The sequence below is a fragment of the Microbacterium sp. 69-7 genome, assembly GCF_001897985.1.
In the GTDB taxonomy this organism is placed as follows: Bacteria; Actinomycetota; Actinomycetes; order Actinomycetales; family Microbacteriaceae; genus Microbacterium; species Microbacterium laevaniformans.
In genome coordinates, this window is record NZ_MKRU01000022.1 from 16,827 (window position 1) to 32,804 (window position 15,978).

General features: G+C 69.7%; 14 protein-coding genes, 1 tRNA gene and 1 pseudogene. 13 read left to right on the forward strand and 3 right to left on the reverse strand.

Going from position 1 to position 15,978, the window contains the following annotated elements:
* Window positions 1–47 precede the first annotated feature (47 nt).
* From BGN98_RS02405 to BGN98_RS02425, 5 genes are all read left to right on the forward strand, one after another.
* The gene (locus tag BGN98_RS02405; protein ID WP_288119322.1) at window positions 48–1,598 is read left to right on the forward strand and encodes an MFS transporter; all 1,551 of its coding nucleotides are present in this window, start codon (window positions 48–50) and stop codon (window positions 1,596–1,598) included.
* Window positions 1,599–1,666: 68 nt separating this feature from the next.
* Window positions 1,667–2,719 (forward strand): 3-isopropylmalate dehydrogenase, encoded by a 1,053-nt coding sequence (locus tag BGN98_RS02410; protein WP_288119324.1) that lies wholly within the window; start codon window positions 1,667–1,669, stop codon window positions 2,717–2,719.
* 46 nt (window positions 2,720–2,765) lie between these two features.
* Window positions 2,766–3,896 carry a branched-chain amino acid aminotransferase gene (locus BGN98_RS02415; RefSeq protein WP_288119326.1) on the forward strand — a complete coding sequence of 377 codons (1,131 nt, stop codon included), beginning with the start codon at window positions 2,766–2,768 and terminating at the stop codon, window positions 3,894–3,896.
* Entirely contained in the window at window positions 3,893–4,660 is a 768-nt protein-coding gene (locus tag BGN98_RS02420; RefSeq protein WP_288119327.1) for a fumarylacetoacetate hydrolase family protein, read from the forward strand. Before BGN98_RS02415 ends, BGN98_RS02420 begins: the two co-directional genes overlap by 4 nt.
* A gap of 17 nt (window positions 4,661–4,677) precedes the next feature.
* Complete coding sequence (locus BGN98_RS02425; RefSeq protein WP_288119343.1) at window positions 4,678–5,892, forward strand: MFS transporter; 1,215 nt, start codon at window positions 4,678–4,680, stop codon at window positions 5,890–5,892.
* Between the two features lie 361 nt (window positions 5,893–6,253).
* Here BGN98_RS02425 and BGN98_RS02430 read toward each other — a convergent pair whose 3' ends face one another.
* Window positions 6,254–7,306, reverse strand: a complete 1,053-nt coding sequence (locus BGN98_RS02430; RefSeq protein ID WP_288119328.1) for an aminotransferase class V-fold PLP-dependent enzyme — start codon at window positions 7,304–7,306, stop codon at window positions 6,254–6,256.
* 48 nt (window positions 7,307–7,354) lie between these two features.
* On the opposite strand from BGN98_RS02430, the gene BGN98_RS02435 reads away from it, so the two are divergent.
* On the forward strand, window positions 7,355–8,317 hold the full coding sequence (locus BGN98_RS02435; protein WP_288119330.1) for a LysR family transcriptional regulator: 963 nt from the start codon (window positions 7,355–7,357) through the stop codon (window positions 8,315–8,317).
* Between the two features lie 94 nt (window positions 8,318–8,411).
* The gene (gene gltX / locus BGN98_RS02440; RefSeq protein ID WP_288119332.1) at window positions 8,412–9,926 is read left to right on the forward strand and encodes a glutamate--tRNA ligase; all 1,515 of its coding nucleotides are present in this window, start codon (window positions 8,412–8,414) and stop codon (window positions 9,924–9,926) included.
* Between the two features lie 18 nt (window positions 9,927–9,944).
* Here gltX and BGN98_RS02445 read toward each other — a convergent pair whose 3' ends face one another.
* Window positions 9,945–12,044: an ArnT family glycosyltransferase gene (locus tag BGN98_RS02445; RefSeq protein ID WP_288119334.1), complete on the reverse strand. Its 2,100-nt coding sequence runs from the start codon at window positions 12,042–12,044 to the stop codon at window positions 9,945–9,947.
* Between the two features lie 71 nt (window positions 12,045–12,115).
* Entirely contained in the window at window positions 12,116–12,640 is a 525-nt protein-coding gene (locus BGN98_RS02450; RefSeq protein ID WP_288119336.1) for a hypothetical protein, read from the reverse strand.
* 114 nt (window positions 12,641–12,754) lie between these two features.
* Between BGN98_RS02450 and BGN98_RS02455 the strand changes: the two genes are divergently transcribed.
* From BGN98_RS02455 to BGN98_RS02475, 6 genes and pseudogenes are all read left to right on the forward strand, one after another.
* Window positions 12,755–12,826: transfer RNA gene (locus BGN98_RS02455), tRNA-Gln, on the forward strand.
* Between the two features lie 122 nt (window positions 12,827–12,948).
* A complete protein-coding gene (locus tag BGN98_RS14735) occupies window positions 12,949–13,536 on the forward strand; it encodes a TetR/AcrR family transcriptional regulator (RefSeq protein WP_353681698.1) in 588 nt (195 codons plus the stop codon).
* A 10-nt stretch (window positions 13,537–13,546) separates the two neighbouring features.
* Entirely contained in the window at window positions 13,547–14,188 is a 642-nt protein-coding gene (locus tag BGN98_RS02460) for a zinc ribbon domain-containing protein (protein WP_288119338.1), read from the forward strand.
* Window positions 14,189–14,227: 39 nt separating this feature from the next.
* Window positions 14,228–14,437, forward strand: coding sequence for a hypothetical protein (locus BGN98_RS02465; RefSeq protein WP_288119339.1), 210 nt, complete (start codon window positions 14,228–14,230; stop codon window positions 14,435–14,437).
* Between the two features lie 58 nt (window positions 14,438–14,495).
* Window positions 14,496–15,509, forward strand: coding sequence for an aldo/keto reductase (locus BGN98_RS02470; protein ID WP_288119341.1), 1,014 nt, complete (start codon window positions 14,496–14,498; stop codon window positions 15,507–15,509).
* A gap of 74 nt (window positions 15,510–15,583) precedes the next feature.
* Window positions 15,584–15,978: pseudogene (locus BGN98_RS02475) on the forward strand (4-amino-4-deoxy-L-arabinose transferase); the annotation flags it as partial.

The window sequence follows — 15,978 nt, forward strand, 5'->3', positions numbered from 1 at the left end:
GCGCTCGGAGTCCATGTCTGTTACTATACCGGCTGGACGGTTTATAAATGATGACACTGACTGAAGAGATCACCCTGGCCGAGTCGAACGGCAAGCGGGTCGGATGGCGCGGCTGGCTCGCACTGATCGTGCTGATGCTGCCGGTTCTGCTCGTTTCCGTGGACAACACGGTGCTGAGCTTCGCCCTGCCCGATATCGCTCTGAGCCTGAATCCCTCCAGCGCCCAGCAGCTGTGGATCATCGACGCCTACCCGCTTGTGCTGGCGGGGCTGCTGGTGACGATGGGCACGCTCGGCGACCGGTTCGGACGTCGACGGATGCTGCTGATCGGTGCGACGGGCTTCGCCGCCGTGTCCGTGCTGGCCGCCTTCGCTCCCAGCGCAGCCTGGCTGATCGCGGCTCGCGCGGGAATGGGCGTGTTCGGCGCGATGCTCATGCCGTCGACGCTGTCTCTGCTGCGCAGCATCTTCACCGACCGCGACCAACGCCGTATGGCGATCGCGGTGTGGGCGTCGATGTTCTCCGCCGGAGCGGCCCTGGGACCGATCGTCGGCGGCATCCTGCTCGAGCACTTCGCCTGGGGCTCGGTGTTCCTCATGTCGGTTCCGGTGCTCGTCCCGCTGCTGATCCTTGCGCCGCTGCTGGTTCCCGAGAGTCGCGATCCGCGTCCGGGCCGCATCGACCCGGTCAGCATCGCCTTGTCGATGCTGACGATGGTGCCGATCGTCTACGCGATCAAGGAGGTCGCGGTGCACGGCTTCGGGGTGCTGCCGGTGGTGCTGACGGCGGCCGGGTTCGGCTTCGGGGTCGCATTCGTGCGCCGCCAGCTCGCCTCGGAGCAGCCCATGCTCGACATGCGACTGTTCGCGCGCGGCACCTTCAGCGGCGCGCTGCTGGTGAACCTCCTCAGCGTTGTGTCCCTCGTCGGCTTCCTCTACTTCGTCGCGCAGCATCTGCAGCTGATCGTCGGCCTGTCGCCGATGGACGCAGGATTCGCTTTGGTGCCCGGCATGGCTGCGATGATCGTCGCCGGTCTTCTCGTCGTCCCGATCGCGCGGCGCGTCTCGGCGCGCGTGGTCGTGCCGGTCGCGCTGACGTTCTCGGTCGTGGCCTACCTGCTCGTCCCCGGCGCGGTCGGCGACGGCGCCCTGGCCCTGCTGATCGCCGCCTTCGTCCTGCTCGGCATCGGCATCGGTGCCGCCGAGACGGTGTCGAACGAGCTCATTCTCGCCAGTGCACCTCCCGCCAAGGCCGGAGCGGCCAGCGCCGTGTCGGAGACGGCCTACGAGCTGGGCGCCGTCCTGGGCACGGCGGTGCTCGGCGGCATCCTGACGGCGGCCTATCGAACCGGCATCGTGCTTCCGGCGGGGGTCGAAGGGGCGGCGGCGGATGCCGCGCGCGAGACCTTGGCAGGGGCGATGACGGTCGCGGGCTCACTCGACGGCGCCACCGCCGATGCGCTGCGCGCGGCGGCCGCACACGCCTTCGACGCGGGCGTCGGCATCACCGCGGTGATCGGAGCCGTGCTCGTCGCCATCGCCGCGGTCATCGCGGCCACTACGCTGAAAGGGTCCCGCAGCGCCCACGTCGATCACTGATCGTCCCGACGGACATCGACACCGACGGCGCCGCGCATGCCCGAGTACGAGCAGTGTCGAGGAGTTCCATGTCGCGTGTCATCAAGCTGGCCGTCATTCCGGGTGACGGCATCGGTCCCGAGGTCGTCGCAGAGGCGGAAAAGGTGCTCGATGCCGTGACCGCGGCATCCGAGGTCACCTTCGACAAGACACGCTTCTCGCTCGGCGCCGCGCGCTACCTCGACACGGGCGACACGCTCACCGACGATGATCTCGCGGCGATCGCGGCGCACGACGCGATTCTCCTCGGCGCCGTCGGAGGCGTTCCCGGAGACCCGCGGCTGAAGGACGCGAACATCGAGCGCGGCCTGCTGCTGAAGCTGCGCTTCTCGCTCGATCAGTACGTCAACCTGCGACCCTCGAAGCTGTACCCGGGTGCGCCCGGCCCCCTCGCCGATCCGGGCGAGATCGATTTCGTCGTCGTCCGCGAGGGCACGGAGGGACCGTACGTCGGCAACGGCGGCTCGATCCGTACCGGGACGGCGCACGAGGTGGCCAACGAGACGTCGGTCAACACGGCCTTCGGCATCGAGCGCGTCGTCCGGTACGCGTTCGCTCATGCCGAGCGCCGCCGCAAGAAGGTGACCCTCGTGCACAAGACGAACGTCCTGGTGCACGCGGGCGGGATGTGGAAGCGGATCGTGGATGCCGTGGCATCGGAGCATCCCGAGGTGACCGTAGACTATGTGCACATCGACGCGGCCACCATCTATCTGGTCACGAACCCGGGCCGCTTCGACGTGATCGTCACCGACAACCTCTTCGGCGACATCCTCACCGACTTGGCCGGCGCCGTCACCGGAGGCATCGGCCTCGCCGCTTCGGGAAACATCAACCCCGACGGCGCGTTCCCCTCGATGTTCGAGCCCGTGCACGGCTCGGCGCCGGACATCGCGGGACAGCAGAAGGCCGACCCCACGGCCGCGATCCTCTCCGTCGCCCTCATGCTCGATCATCTCGGGCTCGCCGACGAAGCCGCGCGCGTCACCCGCGCCGTCGAGGAGGACATCGCGCACCGGGGTTCGGCTGTCCGCACCACCGCCCAGGTCGGCGACGCCATCGCCGCCGCCGTCCAGGCGTAGCCTGGAACCGCAGCCCCGCCGACCGCTCTCACCCTCAGGACACGACATGAGCCTCACGTACGAACCCGATGCCGGACTCGCCCCTCTCGAATTCACGATCACCCGAAACCTGGCCGCGAAGTCGGCTGCCGAGCGCGAACAGCTGCTCGTCGACCCGGCGTTCGGCACGACTTTCACCGACCACATGATCGACATCTGCTGGTCGGTGCGCGGGGGATGGCACCGGCCGCGGGTCCAGCCCTACGGGCCCCTCTCACTCGATCCCGCCGCAGCGGTGCTGCACTACGGGCAGGAGATCTTCGAGGGCATCAAGGCCTACCGGCATGCCGACGGTTCCGTGTGGACCTTCCGTCCCGATCAGAACGGTCGTCGCCTGCAGCGCAGCGCACGACGCCTGGCGCTTCCCGAGCTGCCGGTGGAGTACTTCATCGAGTCCTTGAAGGCGCTCATCGCCGTCGACGGCGCCTGGGTGCCCTCGGGCGCCGACCAGAGCCTCTACCTGCGCCCGTTCATGTTCGCGAAGGAGGCGTTCCTCGGGGTTCGACCGGCCAACAAGGTCGGGTACTACGTCATCGCCTCTCCGGTGGGCGCGTACTTCAAGGGCGGCGCGAAGCCGGTGTGGATCTGGCTCAGCGAGGACTACGCCCGCGCCGGCAAGGGCGGGACCGGTGCCGCCAAGACCGGTGGCAACTACGCCGCCAGCCTGCTGCCGCAGGCCGAAGCCTACGAGCAGGGGTGCGACCAGGTCGTCTTCCTCGACCAGGATCGCAACGTGGAAGAGCTCGGCGGCATGAACGTCGTGTTCGTCTACAAGGACGGCACGATCGTGACGCCGCAGTCGGACTCGATCCTCGAAGGCATCACACGCGACTCGATCCTGCAGCTCGCTGCCGACCGCGGCCACAAGATCGAGGGCCGCGCGGTCTCGATCGACGAGTGGCGTTCGGGTGTCGCCTCCGGCGAGATCGTCGAGGTGTTCGCATGTGGCACCGCCGCCGTCGTCGCTCCGATCGGTGTGCTGAAGGGGCGCGACTTCGTCGACGAGCAGCCCCTCGGCCCGCTCGCCCAGTCGCTGCGCGACGAGCTCACCGACATCCAGTACGGGCGCCGCGAGGACACGCACGGGTGGCTCGTGCGCCTGGACGAGCCGGCCGGCGACGCGGGGTCCGCCGCGTGAGGGTCGTCCGCTTCAGTCACAATGACGCGATCCGCTTCGGGATCGTCGACGAGGCCGAGCTGGTCGTCTTGGCGGGTGATCCGTTGTTCGCGGGTTTCGAGACGACGGGGGAGCGGGTTCCGCTCGGTGAGGTCGCGTTGCTGGCACCGGTGATCCCGCGCTCGAAGATCGTCTGCGTCGGCAAGAACTACCGCGACCACGCCGCCGAGATGGGCGGCGAGGCTCCGGCCGCGCCGCTGCTGTTCCTGAAGCCGAACACCGCCGTGATCGGCCCGGGAGATGCGATCGTGCGGCCTTCGCAGTCCGAGCGCACCGATTTCGAGGGCGAGCTGGCGATCGTGATCGGCCGTGTGGCCAAGAATGTCCCGGCATCCGCTGCGCTCGATTACGTGTTCGGGTACACGATCGGCAACGACGTGACCGCGCGCGACCTGCAGAAGTCGGATGGGCAGTGGGCGCGCGCCAAGGGGTTCGACACGTTCTGCCCGCTCGGTCCGGCGATCGAGACGGAGTTCGACCTCGAGGGCGGCGCGCGCATCGTGACGCGGGTGGACGGCGACGTGCGCCAGGATGGCCCGATCTCCGACATGGTGCACTCGGTGCCGGAGATCATCGCCTACGCCTCGGCCGCGTTCACGCTGCTGCCGGGGGATGTGATCCTCACCGGTACGCCGGCTGGCATCGGGCCGTTCGACGCGGGCCAGACCGTCGAAGTCGAGATCACGGGGCTGGGCACGCTGCGCAACACCGCGCGAAACGCGTGAGCGCCCTGGCGCCGGCGATGGACCCCGTCGCCGTCGCGCGTATCCAGCGACGCACCGTCACCGTCCTCGCCGCCGGACAGGTGCTGGGCGGCATCGCCTTCGGCGCAACGGTCTCGCTCGGCGCGCTGCTCGCGGCCGATCTGTCGGGCCAGGAGGCGCTGTCGGGGCTGGCGACGGCATCCGTGACGCTCGGAGCATCGTTGTGCGCCATCCCGCTCGCGCGGATGGCGGCACGGCGCGGGCGACGGGTGGCGCTGACGCTCGGCAACCTCTTCGCGCTGATCGGCATCGGGATCGTCATCACGGCGGCCGCCGTGCGCAGCTTCCCGCTGCTGATCGTGGGCGTGGTGCTCATCGGCGCCGGCAACGCGGGCAATCTGCAGTCGCGCTTCGCCGCGACCGACCTCGCTCCCGCCGCGCGGCGCGGACGCGACCTCGGCACGGTCGTCTGGGCGACGACCGTCGGGGGTGTGGTGGGCCCGCTGCTTCTGACACCGGGAGAGGCCGTCGGCGCCGCGCTGCGTATGCCGCCGCTCACCGGCTCCTACGCGTTCTCGATCGTGGCGCAGCTGATCGCTTTCGCGCTCTACCTCGCGGCGCTGCGACCCGACCCGCTCCTGCTCGCACAGCGTCTGGCGCGCAGCGGCGATGCGCAGCGGGAGCACATCGACGATCTCGATCGGCCGGTGGCCGCGCGTTATGCGGTCTTCGCGGTGGCGGGGTCGCACGTGGTGATGGCGTCGGTGATGGCGATGACGCCGATCCATCTGGCGCACCTGGCGCCCGAGCACGTCACCCTCGTGGTCGGCACCACGATCGCGCTGCACGTGTTCGGCATGTACGGCTTGTCGCCGGTGTTCGGGGTGCTGGCCGACCGATGGGGACGTATCGCGACGATCCTCCTGGGCCAGGCGCTGCTGGCGGTGTCGCTGATCGTGGCGGCGACCATGCCCGATTCGCAATGGGCGGTGCTGGTCGCGCTGTTCCTGCTGGGAGCGGGGTGGAGCGCTGCGACCGTGTCGGGCGCAGCTCTGCTCACCGAGAGCTCTCCGACGAGCCTGCGGCCGCGACGGCAGGGGCTCAGCGACACGATCATGACCTTCAGCGCCGCTGTCGGCGCCGTGCTCGCGGGCGTCGTCCTCAGTCAGATCGGCTACGGCGGACTCGCGCTGGTCGCGCTCGTGCTCGTCGTCGCGGTCACCGTGCTCTCGCCGTACGCGCGTCGCGGCTGACCCGCCCGGGGTGCCGCGGTTGCGGCGTAGTTGGGGCGGCTTGCGGCGCGGGGCATGCCGAGGAGATGGCGGATGCCGAGGACGATCTGACACGGAGCTGTCTTCGGATCCCGACATCTCCGCGGAATCGGCGTCCCGCGCACGCCCAGCGCAGCGCGCACGCCCAGCGCGTCCAGCCGATGCCGGCGCCGACTCCCGTGCCAGCTGGTCCCGCTTGCGTGCCGTACTCAGTCAGGGCGGTGGCGGCGGGTCTCGGCATCCGCGTGATTCCGCGGATGCAGGCGATCGGTCCTCGCGCGCAGACTGAATACGGCACGTCCACGCCGTGCGGCGGGGGAGAGAGAACGCCGTCGCTCGGGGGTCAGCGGCCGAGGGCGGTGACGGCTCGCTCGACGTCGTCGTCGTCGTTGAACACGTGAAAGGCGACGCGCGCGCGCCCGTTGCGGCCGGATGCCGTGATGCGGGCGGCCTGCAGACGCGCGAGGTCCGCTCCCTCGGGATCGAGCCAGGTGACGATCGCCGTCGGGATGTCCGGTTGCTCCAGCTCCAGCGCCCGACGAAGGCGGGACGCGAGACCCGTGGCGTGAGCGTGGACGGCCGCGATGTCGGCCTGCGCGAATGTCCGCAGCGCGGGCTCGGCGCCGACGAATGCCTGCCACGCGGGGGAGACGTCGAAGCGTCGCGCGCAGGCGGCGAGATCCGCGTCGCCGCCGTAGCACGACGTCCAGGGATCGTCGCCGGCATACCACCCGGCCTGTACGGGCGCGAGCGTGCGCGCGTAGTCCGCGCTCACCGACATGAAGGCGACGCCGCGCGGGCAGCATAGCCACTTGTAGGCGTGACAGAGCAGCGCATCGAATCGCCCGGCGTCGACCGGCATCCAGCCCACGGCCTGCGTGGCATCGCATACCGTGCGTGCACCGACCGCGGCTGCCGCGGTGCAGATGGCGTCGACGTCGGCGACGTGACCGCACGCGGACTGCACCAGGGAGAACGCGACGAGCGTCGTACTGGAGGTGATCGCGTCGGCCAGGCGCGACAGCGGAGCGGTGCGGACGCGGATGCCGCGGCCTGCGTGCACGAAGGGCAGGACGAGCGAGGAGAACTCGTGTTCCGGTACCAGGACCGTCGAACCCGCGGGGAGCGCCGCCGCGAGAAGTGCCACCTGAACCGACGTCTGGGAGCCGATCGCGACGCGCTCGGGGGCGACACCCACGAGCGACGCGAAGTGTGCTCGCGACTGCTCCACCGCGCGACTGTAGCTCGCGATGTCGGGGCGTCCGGCGAGGTCCGCGGCGACCGCGCGCCGCGTCGCGTCCATCGGCAGCCCCACCGTGCACGCGGCCAGGTAGCCGTCGGCGGAGCCGAACTCGGCGCGCACCGAGGCGAGGGGGTCGTGGACGGCGGTGATCATGGTTTCAGCTTCGCGCGTCGCGACGTATGCGTCTACGGCAGGTATTGCATGAGAAACATGCCATGCGATGATGTTTACGTGAAGGAGATCGCCCCGGAACTGGACGTCCAGAGCCTGCGTACCGTGCGCGCGATCGCCGACACCGGCTCGATCACAGCGGCCGCCGCCTCTCTGGGATACAGTCAGCCCGCCATCAGCCAGCAGCTGCGGCGTTTGGAGAACCGGCTGGGGGTTGCGCTGATCGAGCGCGTCGGTCGCGGCGTGCGGCTGACGGAGGCCGGCCGCGTGCTCGCCCGTCATGCGCCGGCCGTGACGCACGCCTTCGACGCCGCCGCCGAAGAACTGGCACAGCTGAGGGGGCTGCGCACCGGTGTCGTCCGCCTTGTCGCCTTCCCCTCGGCTTCGCCCGTGCTCGTTCCGCGGTCGCTTGCGACGCTGTCCGCTTCTCACCCCGGACTCACGCTCACCTATGTGGAGGCGGAGCCACCGGAGGCGGTGGAAGCGATTCGCGAAGACCGCGCCGACATCGCGCTGACGTTCAGCTACCCGGGGGACCGCGACGACCCGCACGGATCGAGCGCCCGGGGGCTCACCGTACGCAGCGCGGGTCGCGACGACCTGCTGCTCGTGCTGCCCGGAGGCCATGCGGATGTGGCGGACGTCGCGGCACTCGCCGACGCGACGTGGATCGCCGGTTGCCCTCGCTGTCGCGGCCATCTGCTGGAGCTCTGCGGTCGCGCGGGATTCGAACCGCGCATCGGGTTCGAGACCGACAATGCCGTCGCGGTCGAAGGACTCGTGGCGCAGGGGTTGGGCGTGGCGACGTTGCCGCGGATGGCGGTCGAGTCCTTCCCGTTGCTGCCCGGCGTGCAGACCTCGCCGCTGCCGCCGGCCGAGGCGCGAGGACTCCACGTCGTCACGGCACGCGACGCCGAACGGGTGCCGTCGGTGAGCACCGTGCTCGAGGTGCTCGGGCGGGAACTCGCTGCGGTGCAATCCGTATCAGCCTGACCCGCGGCGTGATCGCCGGACCGCGCCGCGCGCTCGTCGTCGCGACGCGGGGGTGACGATTCGCTAGGCCCGCCCGCCGCCTAGACTGGAGGCGATGTCTGCCGCGATCCATCCCCGTACCACCACCGCTTCCGGAACCGACGTCCGCGTACGGTTCTGCCCGTCGCCGACCGGCCTTCCGCACGTCGGCATGGTGCGCACGGCGCTCTACAACTGGGCGTACGCGCGACACACCGGCGGCAAGCTCATCTTCCGCGTCGAAGACACCGACGCCGCTCGCGACAGCGAGGAGAGCTACCGTCAGCTCGTCGACGCGCTCACCTGGCTGAAGATCGACTGGGACGAGGGCGTCGAGAAGGGCGGCCCGCACGAGCCGTACCGCCAGTCGCAGCGCCGCGACATCTACGCGGGCGTCCTCGAGACCCTGATCGCCTCGGGTGCCGTCTACGAGTCGTACTCGACGGCTGAGGAGATCGATGCGCGCAACGAGGCCGCAGGGCGAGCGAAGCAGCTGGGCTACGACAACTTCGACCGTGACCTCACCGAAGACCAGAAGGCCGCTTTCCGCGCCGAGGGCCGCGAGCCCGCGTGGCGCCTGCGCGTGCCCGATGAGGACCTGACGTACGTCGACCTCATCCGCGGCGAGGTGACGTTCCCTGCCGGCTCCTTCCCCGACTTCGTCGTCGTGCGCGCCGGTGGCCAGGCGCTCTACACCTTCACCAATCCGGTGGACGACGCGCTCATGGGCATCACCCACGTGATCCGCGGCGAGGACCTCATGCCCTCGACGGCGCGTCAGCTCGCCCTCTACGGTGCGCTCATCGAGGCCGGTGTGACCGACTTCATGCCCCGATTCGGTCATATGCCGCTCGTCCTCGGCGAGACCGGCAACAAGAAGCTGTCCAAGCGCGATCCCCAGGCCGACCTGTTCCTCCATCGTGAGCGCGGCTTCATCCACGAGGGGCTGTTGAACTACCTCGCGCTCCTGGGCTGGTCGATCGCGGCGGATCGGGATGTGTTCTCTCTGGAGGAGTTCGTCGCCGCGTTCGACATCGTCGACGTGAACCCCAATCCCGCCCGTTTCGACCACAAGAAGGCCGAGTCGATCAACGGTGACCACATCCGAATGCTCGCCGCCGAGGACTTTGCCGCCCGGCTCGTTCCGTATCTGCATGCCGCGGGTCTGATCGAGAATCCGCCCACCGCCGTGCAGCAGGCGACACTGGATGCCGCCGCGCCTCTCGTGCAGGAGCGCATGCAGCTGCTCGGTGAGGCGCCCGGGCTGCTGGGCTTCCTGTTCCGCGACGATGTCGTGTACGAAGACGATGCGCTGAAGGGTCTGCCCGCCAATGCGGGAGAGGTACTCGTGGCATCCGTGGGAGCACTCGAGCTGGTACCCGAGCACGGATTCACCGCTGCGGCGGTGCAGGATGCGCTGTCGGCGGCGTTGATCGACGGTCTGGGGCTGAAGCCGCGAGTCGCCTACGGCCCACTCCGGGTTGCCGTCAGCGGACGACGCGTGTCCCCGCCGCTGTTCGAGTCTATGGAGCTGCTCGGCAAGGCCGAGTCGATTCGTCGCCTCGGAGCGCTCGTTCAGCATCTGGGCTGAGCCGGGAGCCGCGGCGCATCAGGAGCCGCAGGAGTAGAGGCCCGAAATCGGGGCGTCCATGACTTCGGTGCAGTTCGCCACGACCCACGTGCGGATCTGACCGGCCGCGGTGCTCGCGTTGTCGGTGCCGCCGAGCCCGCCCGATGGGCCTCCGCCACCGCCAAAGCCCCCGTTGCCGGCGATCACGTACCGCAGCTTCCCGTCGGCGACGAGCGTCTGGAATGCCGCGAGCGTCGGTGCCGGATCACGCTCGTCGAAGCCGCCGATGGGCAGGAACGACCCGCCGTCCGAGGCCAGGATGAGCGAGGCTGCGCTCTGCGCCCCGAAGGTCGCGGCGAGGTACGCGGTGCCCTGTTGGTGCTCCGTCAGCCAGGCCACGGTAGCGGCGGCGCCTGTGCCCGCCTCGGCGGACGAAGCGGCGAAACCGCCGGAGTTGCGAGTGCCCGTGCCCTGCCCGCTGGAACGTTCGCGTGCTCCGTCGGTTGAGGCTCCGGTCTGTCCGCCGGACCGCGAGAACCCGTCCCCGTGGTGCCCCGCCCCGAGCGGCCCCGAGGTGCCGCTCCCGGATCCGGAGGCCCCCGAACCGGGTCCGCCGAGGACTGTTGCTCCCGGTGCGCCGCCGGGGGTACCGGGTCCGAACCCTCCGAACCCGCCGACACCGCCGATGCCGGACACACTGGCGACGCCGGCCGCGGTCGGGTTGGTCGAGTTGGGCGACCACATCGTCACGACGGCCCAGCTCGCCGGCGTCAGCAGCATGGCGATCGCAGTGACGACGGCAGTGAGCCGCCGCGGGTGCGCCCGACGGTGGTCCACCACAATGGCTGCCACCACGGCGACGGCGACGAGAACCTGTGCCACCGCGATCGGCAGGGAGAATGCGGCTCCGCGGTCGGAGGCGACACTCAGGCTGATGATCAGCGCTGTCGTGGCCGCGACAGCCGGGAGTGCGATCTGCGCCCACAGGATGCGGCGTCGCCGCGCCCAGGCGAACGCGGCGGCGGTCAGCAGCGCCATCGGGATGGCCATTGAGGCGGTGTAGAACTGGTGCATTCCGGCCACGAGCGAGAACATTCCGGCGAACGTGACGAACCACACGGCCCCGAACACCAGCAACGGCAGGCGGAAGCGAAGGACCGCGAGGATCACGATGGCGAGGATGGCGGTCGGGATCAACCACCCGATCTGATCGGCCAGTGAACCGTTCAGCAGCCGCACGGCCGAGGGGGTTCCCGAGAACGGTGGTGTGAATGACCGGTAGGCCGTGCTGTCGGCGGTCGTGGAGCCGAACCTGCCGAGTCCGTTGTAGCCGAACACCATCTCCCACGGATTGTTCGTCAACGTGCTGCCGATATAGGGGCGGTCGGATGCCGGAACGAGCGAGACCGCGATGATCCAGCCCAGCGACAGCACGAGGCTGAGCGCTGCGGACACGGCGACGTGCCAGACCCGGCGCCACCACGGCTGTCGGGTGCAGAGATAGGCGACGGCGAGTGCAGGCCAGACCGCCCACGCCTCGAGCATGTAGGTCTGGAAGCCGGCGGCGATGAACACGCCCGCCAGTAGCAGCCATCCGAAGCTGGCCCGGCGCAACGCGTGCGTCGCTGCCCACGCCGTCAAGGCGAGGGCGAGCACGAAGAACGTCTCTGGCTGGTTGGAGCGCGCGACCGCGACCAGGATGGGCGTCGTGGCAACGACCGCCCCGGCGACGAGGCCCGAGGTGATGCCCGCCCATCGCCGTGCGGTGATCGCGGTCACCACGGCCGCGACCGCCGCGGCCAGCGCGTTGGGAATGATGACCGCGGCGGGGGAGAAGCCGAAGATGCGTACGGTGAGGGCGGGGATCCAGAACGAACCGGGGATCTTGTCCAGGGTGATCGTTCCGGCCGGGTCGAACGAGCCGAAGAGGAAGTTCGGCCAGCTGCGGCTCATCGACAGCGCGATCGACGCGTAGTAGTCGGACATCGAACCCCCGACGCCCCAGGCTGTGAGGATCGCGGCCGCGACTGCCATGACGAGGAGGGACCAGTGCCACGGCGTGCCCATCCGCCGCCGGGTCGTCGCGGCGGTGTGGACGGGCGAGAAGGCGGCGGCGGCGGAGGCGGGGAGCGCGGTCACAACGGTCACCGTAGGACCGCTTCACCAGCGGCGTCGTTGTGCGGCCTATGAAAACGCCCGGATCGCGCCCGTCAGCGCGACGCCCACGTCGCCCAGATGACGTTCTGGCCGTCGATCTGTTGGGGACCGGCCCCCACCGCGTACCGTGCCGAGCTGGCGTCCTCACCGTCGAGCCACCAGATGTAGGCGCCGTAGCCGGAACTCTGCTGGTACCCCGCGGCCGTCAGCGTGGCGCCGATCTGCGCGATGGCGGCGTCCGCGTCGCCGACGAAGATCGCTCCCTTGCGCTTCGTTCCGCCGTAGTCGTCCTCGACGTAACAGGCCGGCGAGGCCCCGGGTTTTCCCGCTTCCGGAAAGACGAACCGGGTGGGGTCGGCGGGAGTGGGATTCAGGTACCCGTTGGCGTCCATGAACGAGATCATCGCGTCGGTGCAGCCGAACAGCTGACCGCCGCCGACGGCCGCCGGCGTGCCGGCCTCGGCGGTGGGACCGGCGTCGTTCTCGGTGGCGGACGGCGTCGATGCGGGCGAGGCCGCGCAGCCGGCGAGCACGAGGACGGCGATGGCCGTCGCGGGCAGGAGCAAGGGGGATTTCACACGGCTCAGTGTCCGGCCTGTCCGGCGGCGGGGCAATGCGTGGTCCGGCTGGTTTGGACTCGGTCCGCGCGTGGGCTAAGCTAGACCCTCGGTACGACTTCGGTCGTCACCCCCTGGGGTATGGTGTAATTGGCAACACGGCTGATTCTGGTTCAGTTGTTCTTGGTTCGAGTCCAGGTACCCCAGCAAGACAGATAGCCCCGGAGATCCGCGTCACAGCGGTAACCGGGGCTCTTGCTTTTTCGGTCGGAGCGCGCACGGCGTCCGTGTTGTCGTGCGATAACACCCGTGCCCGAGAGGAAACCGGCATGGCGACCGGCCGACGTCCGCCCGCGCGCAACGAGGAGCTCCTCGACGCGTCGGTGCGGGCATTCGCGCCGCGCGGCTACTTCGGTACGTCGACCGCTGAGGTCGCCAAGGCGATGGGTGTCTCGCAGCCGTACGTCATCCGCACCTTCGGATCCAAACGAGAGCTCTTCCTGCGCACGCACGCGCACGCCGCGGGGGCCATCCTCACGGCGTTCCGATCCGCATCGCGTGGCCGCGTCGCCGGCGACGGATTCGACGCCGAGCGCGTCGGCGCCGCCTATCGAGATCTCGCGCGCGCCCGCCCTGGTGGGGGCTCATGCCTTCTCTGCGGCGACGGCGGAGCCCACCATCGGCGAGGAGTCCCGCCGGATGTTCCAGGAGGTCTATCGCGCGCTGCGCGAGCTGGGGGCCTCCGACATGGAGATGTGGGCGTTCATGGCGCGCGGCATGCTCATCAACACCCTCCTGCTCATGCAGGCCCCCCCGTTTCGCGTCCGACTACGATTTCGCCCCCCTCATCGATCTGGTCTTCAGCTCGGCATCCGCTCCCGTCCCCTCCGATGCCCCAGCGCATCCGACACGACTAGGAAACGTCACGTGAGTGATCTCGTCCCCTTCACCGACAACTTCAACGATCTGTCGAACGCCGACGGCTATCAGTTCGAGTTCCGTTGCGAGCGCTGCGGAAATGGCTACCGCTCGGCCTTCCGTCGCGACCCGCGTGCGGCCGGCCAGAAGCTGGCCCGGGGACTGGGCAACCTCTTCGGTGGATCGCTGTACGAGATCAGCTCCGTGGCCGATCGCCTCCTGGACCGCGGCACGATCTCGCCCGCGAAGGACGAGGCGCTGCGCGCCGCGACGGCAGAGATCGCCCCGAGGTTTCATCAGTGCCGGGCGTGCAGCGACTGGGGGTGCGGTGACGTGTGCTGGAACGACGCCGTCGGACAGTGTGTACGGTGCTCCCCGATCGCAACGGAGGAACTGGCCCAGCTGCAGGCGGAGGCGCGCCGCCGGCAGATGCAGGAACGGCTCGAGACGGTCGACCTCCTCGGCGGAATGGATCTGAAGACGCAGGCGCAGCCGCGCTGCGCAGCGTGCGGTGCGCAGTCCCACGGAGGCAAGTTCTGCGGCGAGTGCGGGTCACCGCTCGCCATCGCCGCGGCGTGCCGCGGCTGCGCTACCGACAACCCCACCGGTGCCAAGTTCTGCGCGGAATGCGGCACGACTCTGGCGGGCTGACCCCTCGCGCACGGCAGGAACGCTTTCTATGCTCTCGGCATGACTGAACCCACGCAGAGCCAGCTCGAAGCCTCCGACGAGGTCGACAAGCGCACGATCGGCGGCGAGATCCGGTACTACCTCAAAGACATCAAGGCGCATTGGCCGGCCGTCGTCGAGCAACATCCGGATGCCGCGGGCCACCAGGCCTGGTGGACGCCGACGGCACGTTCCACGCGACGCACGAGCAGCTGCGCCGCGACGCGATGATCGGCGGGATCGTCTGAATCGCCCTCGTCGCCGCAGCGTGCGCCGATAGGCTCGAGGTATGGCTCCCGCACGCTCAGCCGTCCCGCATCGTGCACTCGGCCGCACCGGCCGTGAGGTCTCGGTGATCGGTGTGGGTACGTGGCAGTTGGGCGCAGACTGGGGGGATGTCTCGGAGGAGGACGCGGCCGCTGTGCTCGCGGCATCCGTCGACGCCGGCGTCACCCTCTTCGACACCGCTGACGTCTACGGAGACGGACGTTCAGAGCAGATCATCGGCCGCTTCCTCGCCGCGCGGCCCGGGCACGGCGTCGTCGTCGCGACGAAGGTGGGACGCCGCGACGAACAGCGTGCCGAGAACTACACGGCGGAGAACTTCAGGACGTGGATCGACCGCTCTCGCCGCAACCTCGGCGTCGACACCCTCGACCTCGTTCAGCTGCATTGCCCGCCGACCGCCGTGCTCGAGGACCATCGCACCTTCGATGCTCTCGACCGCCTCGTCGACGCGGGCGCGATCGCTGCGTACGGGGCCTCGGTCGAGACGGTCGACCAGGGGCTGTCCGTCCTGCGCCGCCCCGGATTGACGAACGTGCAGATCATCATCAATCCGTTCCGGCTGAAGCCACTGGATGAGTTCTTGCCCGCCGCGGCCGGCGCGGGCGTGGCCGTCTTCGCCCGCGTGCCGCTGGCGAGCGGGCTGCTGTCGGGCCGCTACACCACTGCCACGACCTTCTCCGCCGCCGATCACCGTTCGTACAATCGCGAGGGTCAGGCGTTCGATCGGGGAGAGACGTTCTCGGGCGTCGACTTCGAGGCCGGGGTGGCAGCAGCAGCGGAGCTCGCAGGCGCGCTGCCCGAGGGCGTGAGCCTGCCCGCTGCCTCGCTCGCGTGGATCGTGGCGCAGCCCGGCGTCACGGCCGTGATCCCCGGCGCGCGGACGCCGTCACAGGCCGCAGCGAACGCCGCCGCAGCCTCGTCTTTGGACGCACCCGAGACGTACGCCGCGTTCGACGCGGCGGTGCACGATGTCTACGACCGTCGTCTGCGCCACGCCATCCACGCCCAGTGGTGAAATCCGCTCATAGGCTTCGCTCAGCCGTCGCCGAGCCGATGCCGAAGCTCCGCGCCTAGCGTCGGCCCGTGCCGATGACACCCGCCCTCTCGCGGTGGTGGCGAGAGCCCTGGTGGGCGCGCGTCACGCTTGCCGCGATTCTCTTGGCTTTCGCCGTGCTCACGACATGGAACCTGGCGCGCGGGGGTGACTTCTCGTTCTACGAGGCGTCAGTGCGGTCGATGTCGCAGTCGTGGCAGGCGCTGCTGTTCGGCGCGTTCGACCCGGCTGCCACCGTCACTCTCGACAAGCTGAGCGGTTTCGCCGTGCCGCAGGCGCTGAGCGTGCGACTGTTCGGGATGTCGACGTCGGCGCTGGCGCTTCCGCAAGTGATCGAGGGGCTCGTCACGATCTTCGTCTGCGCGGTGATCGGTCTGCGCTGGCGCGGTCGCGTCGTCGGGTTGATCGCTGCGGGAGCCGCGGCATCCAC

Bases quoted from the DNA above. Each gene is read 5' to 3' on its own strand.
- BGN98_RS02405 (WP_288119322.1), top strand. From the start codon at position 48: ATGATGACACTGACTGAAGAGATCACCCTGGCCGAGTCGAACGGCAAG.
- BGN98_RS02410 (WP_288119324.1), top strand. From the start codon at position 1,667: ATGTCGCGTGTCATCAAGCTGGCCGTCATTCCGGGTGACGGCATCGGT.
- BGN98_RS02415 (WP_288119326.1), top strand. From the start codon at position 2,766: ATGAGCCTCACGTACGAACCCGATGCCGGACTCGCCCCTCTCGAATTC.
- BGN98_RS02425 (WP_288119343.1), top strand. From the start codon at position 4,678: ATGGACCCCGTCGCCGTCGCGCGTATCCAGCGACGCACCGTCACCGTC.
- BGN98_RS02430 (WP_288119328.1), bottom strand. From the start codon at position 7,306: ATGATCACCGCCGTCCACGACCCCCTCGCCTCGGTGCGCGCCGAGTTC.
- BGN98_RS02435 (WP_288119330.1), top strand. From the start codon at position 7,355: ATGAGAAACATGCCATGCGATGATGTTTACGTGAAGGAGATCGCCCCG.
- gltX (WP_288119332.1), top strand. From the start codon at position 8,412: ATGTCTGCCGCGATCCATCCCCGTACCACCACCGCTTCCGGAACCGAC.
- BGN98_RS14735 (WP_353681698.1), top strand. From the start codon at position 12,949: ATGGCGACCGGCCGACGTCCGCCCGCGCGCAACGAGGAGCTCCTCGAC.
- BGN98_RS02465 (WP_288119339.1), top strand. From the start codon at position 14,228: ATGACTGAACCCACGCAGAGCCAGCTCGAAGCCTCCGACGAGGTCGAC.
- BGN98_RS02470 (WP_288119341.1), top strand. From the start codon at position 14,496: ATGGCTCCCGCACGCTCAGCCGTCCCGCATCGTGCACTCGGCCGCACC.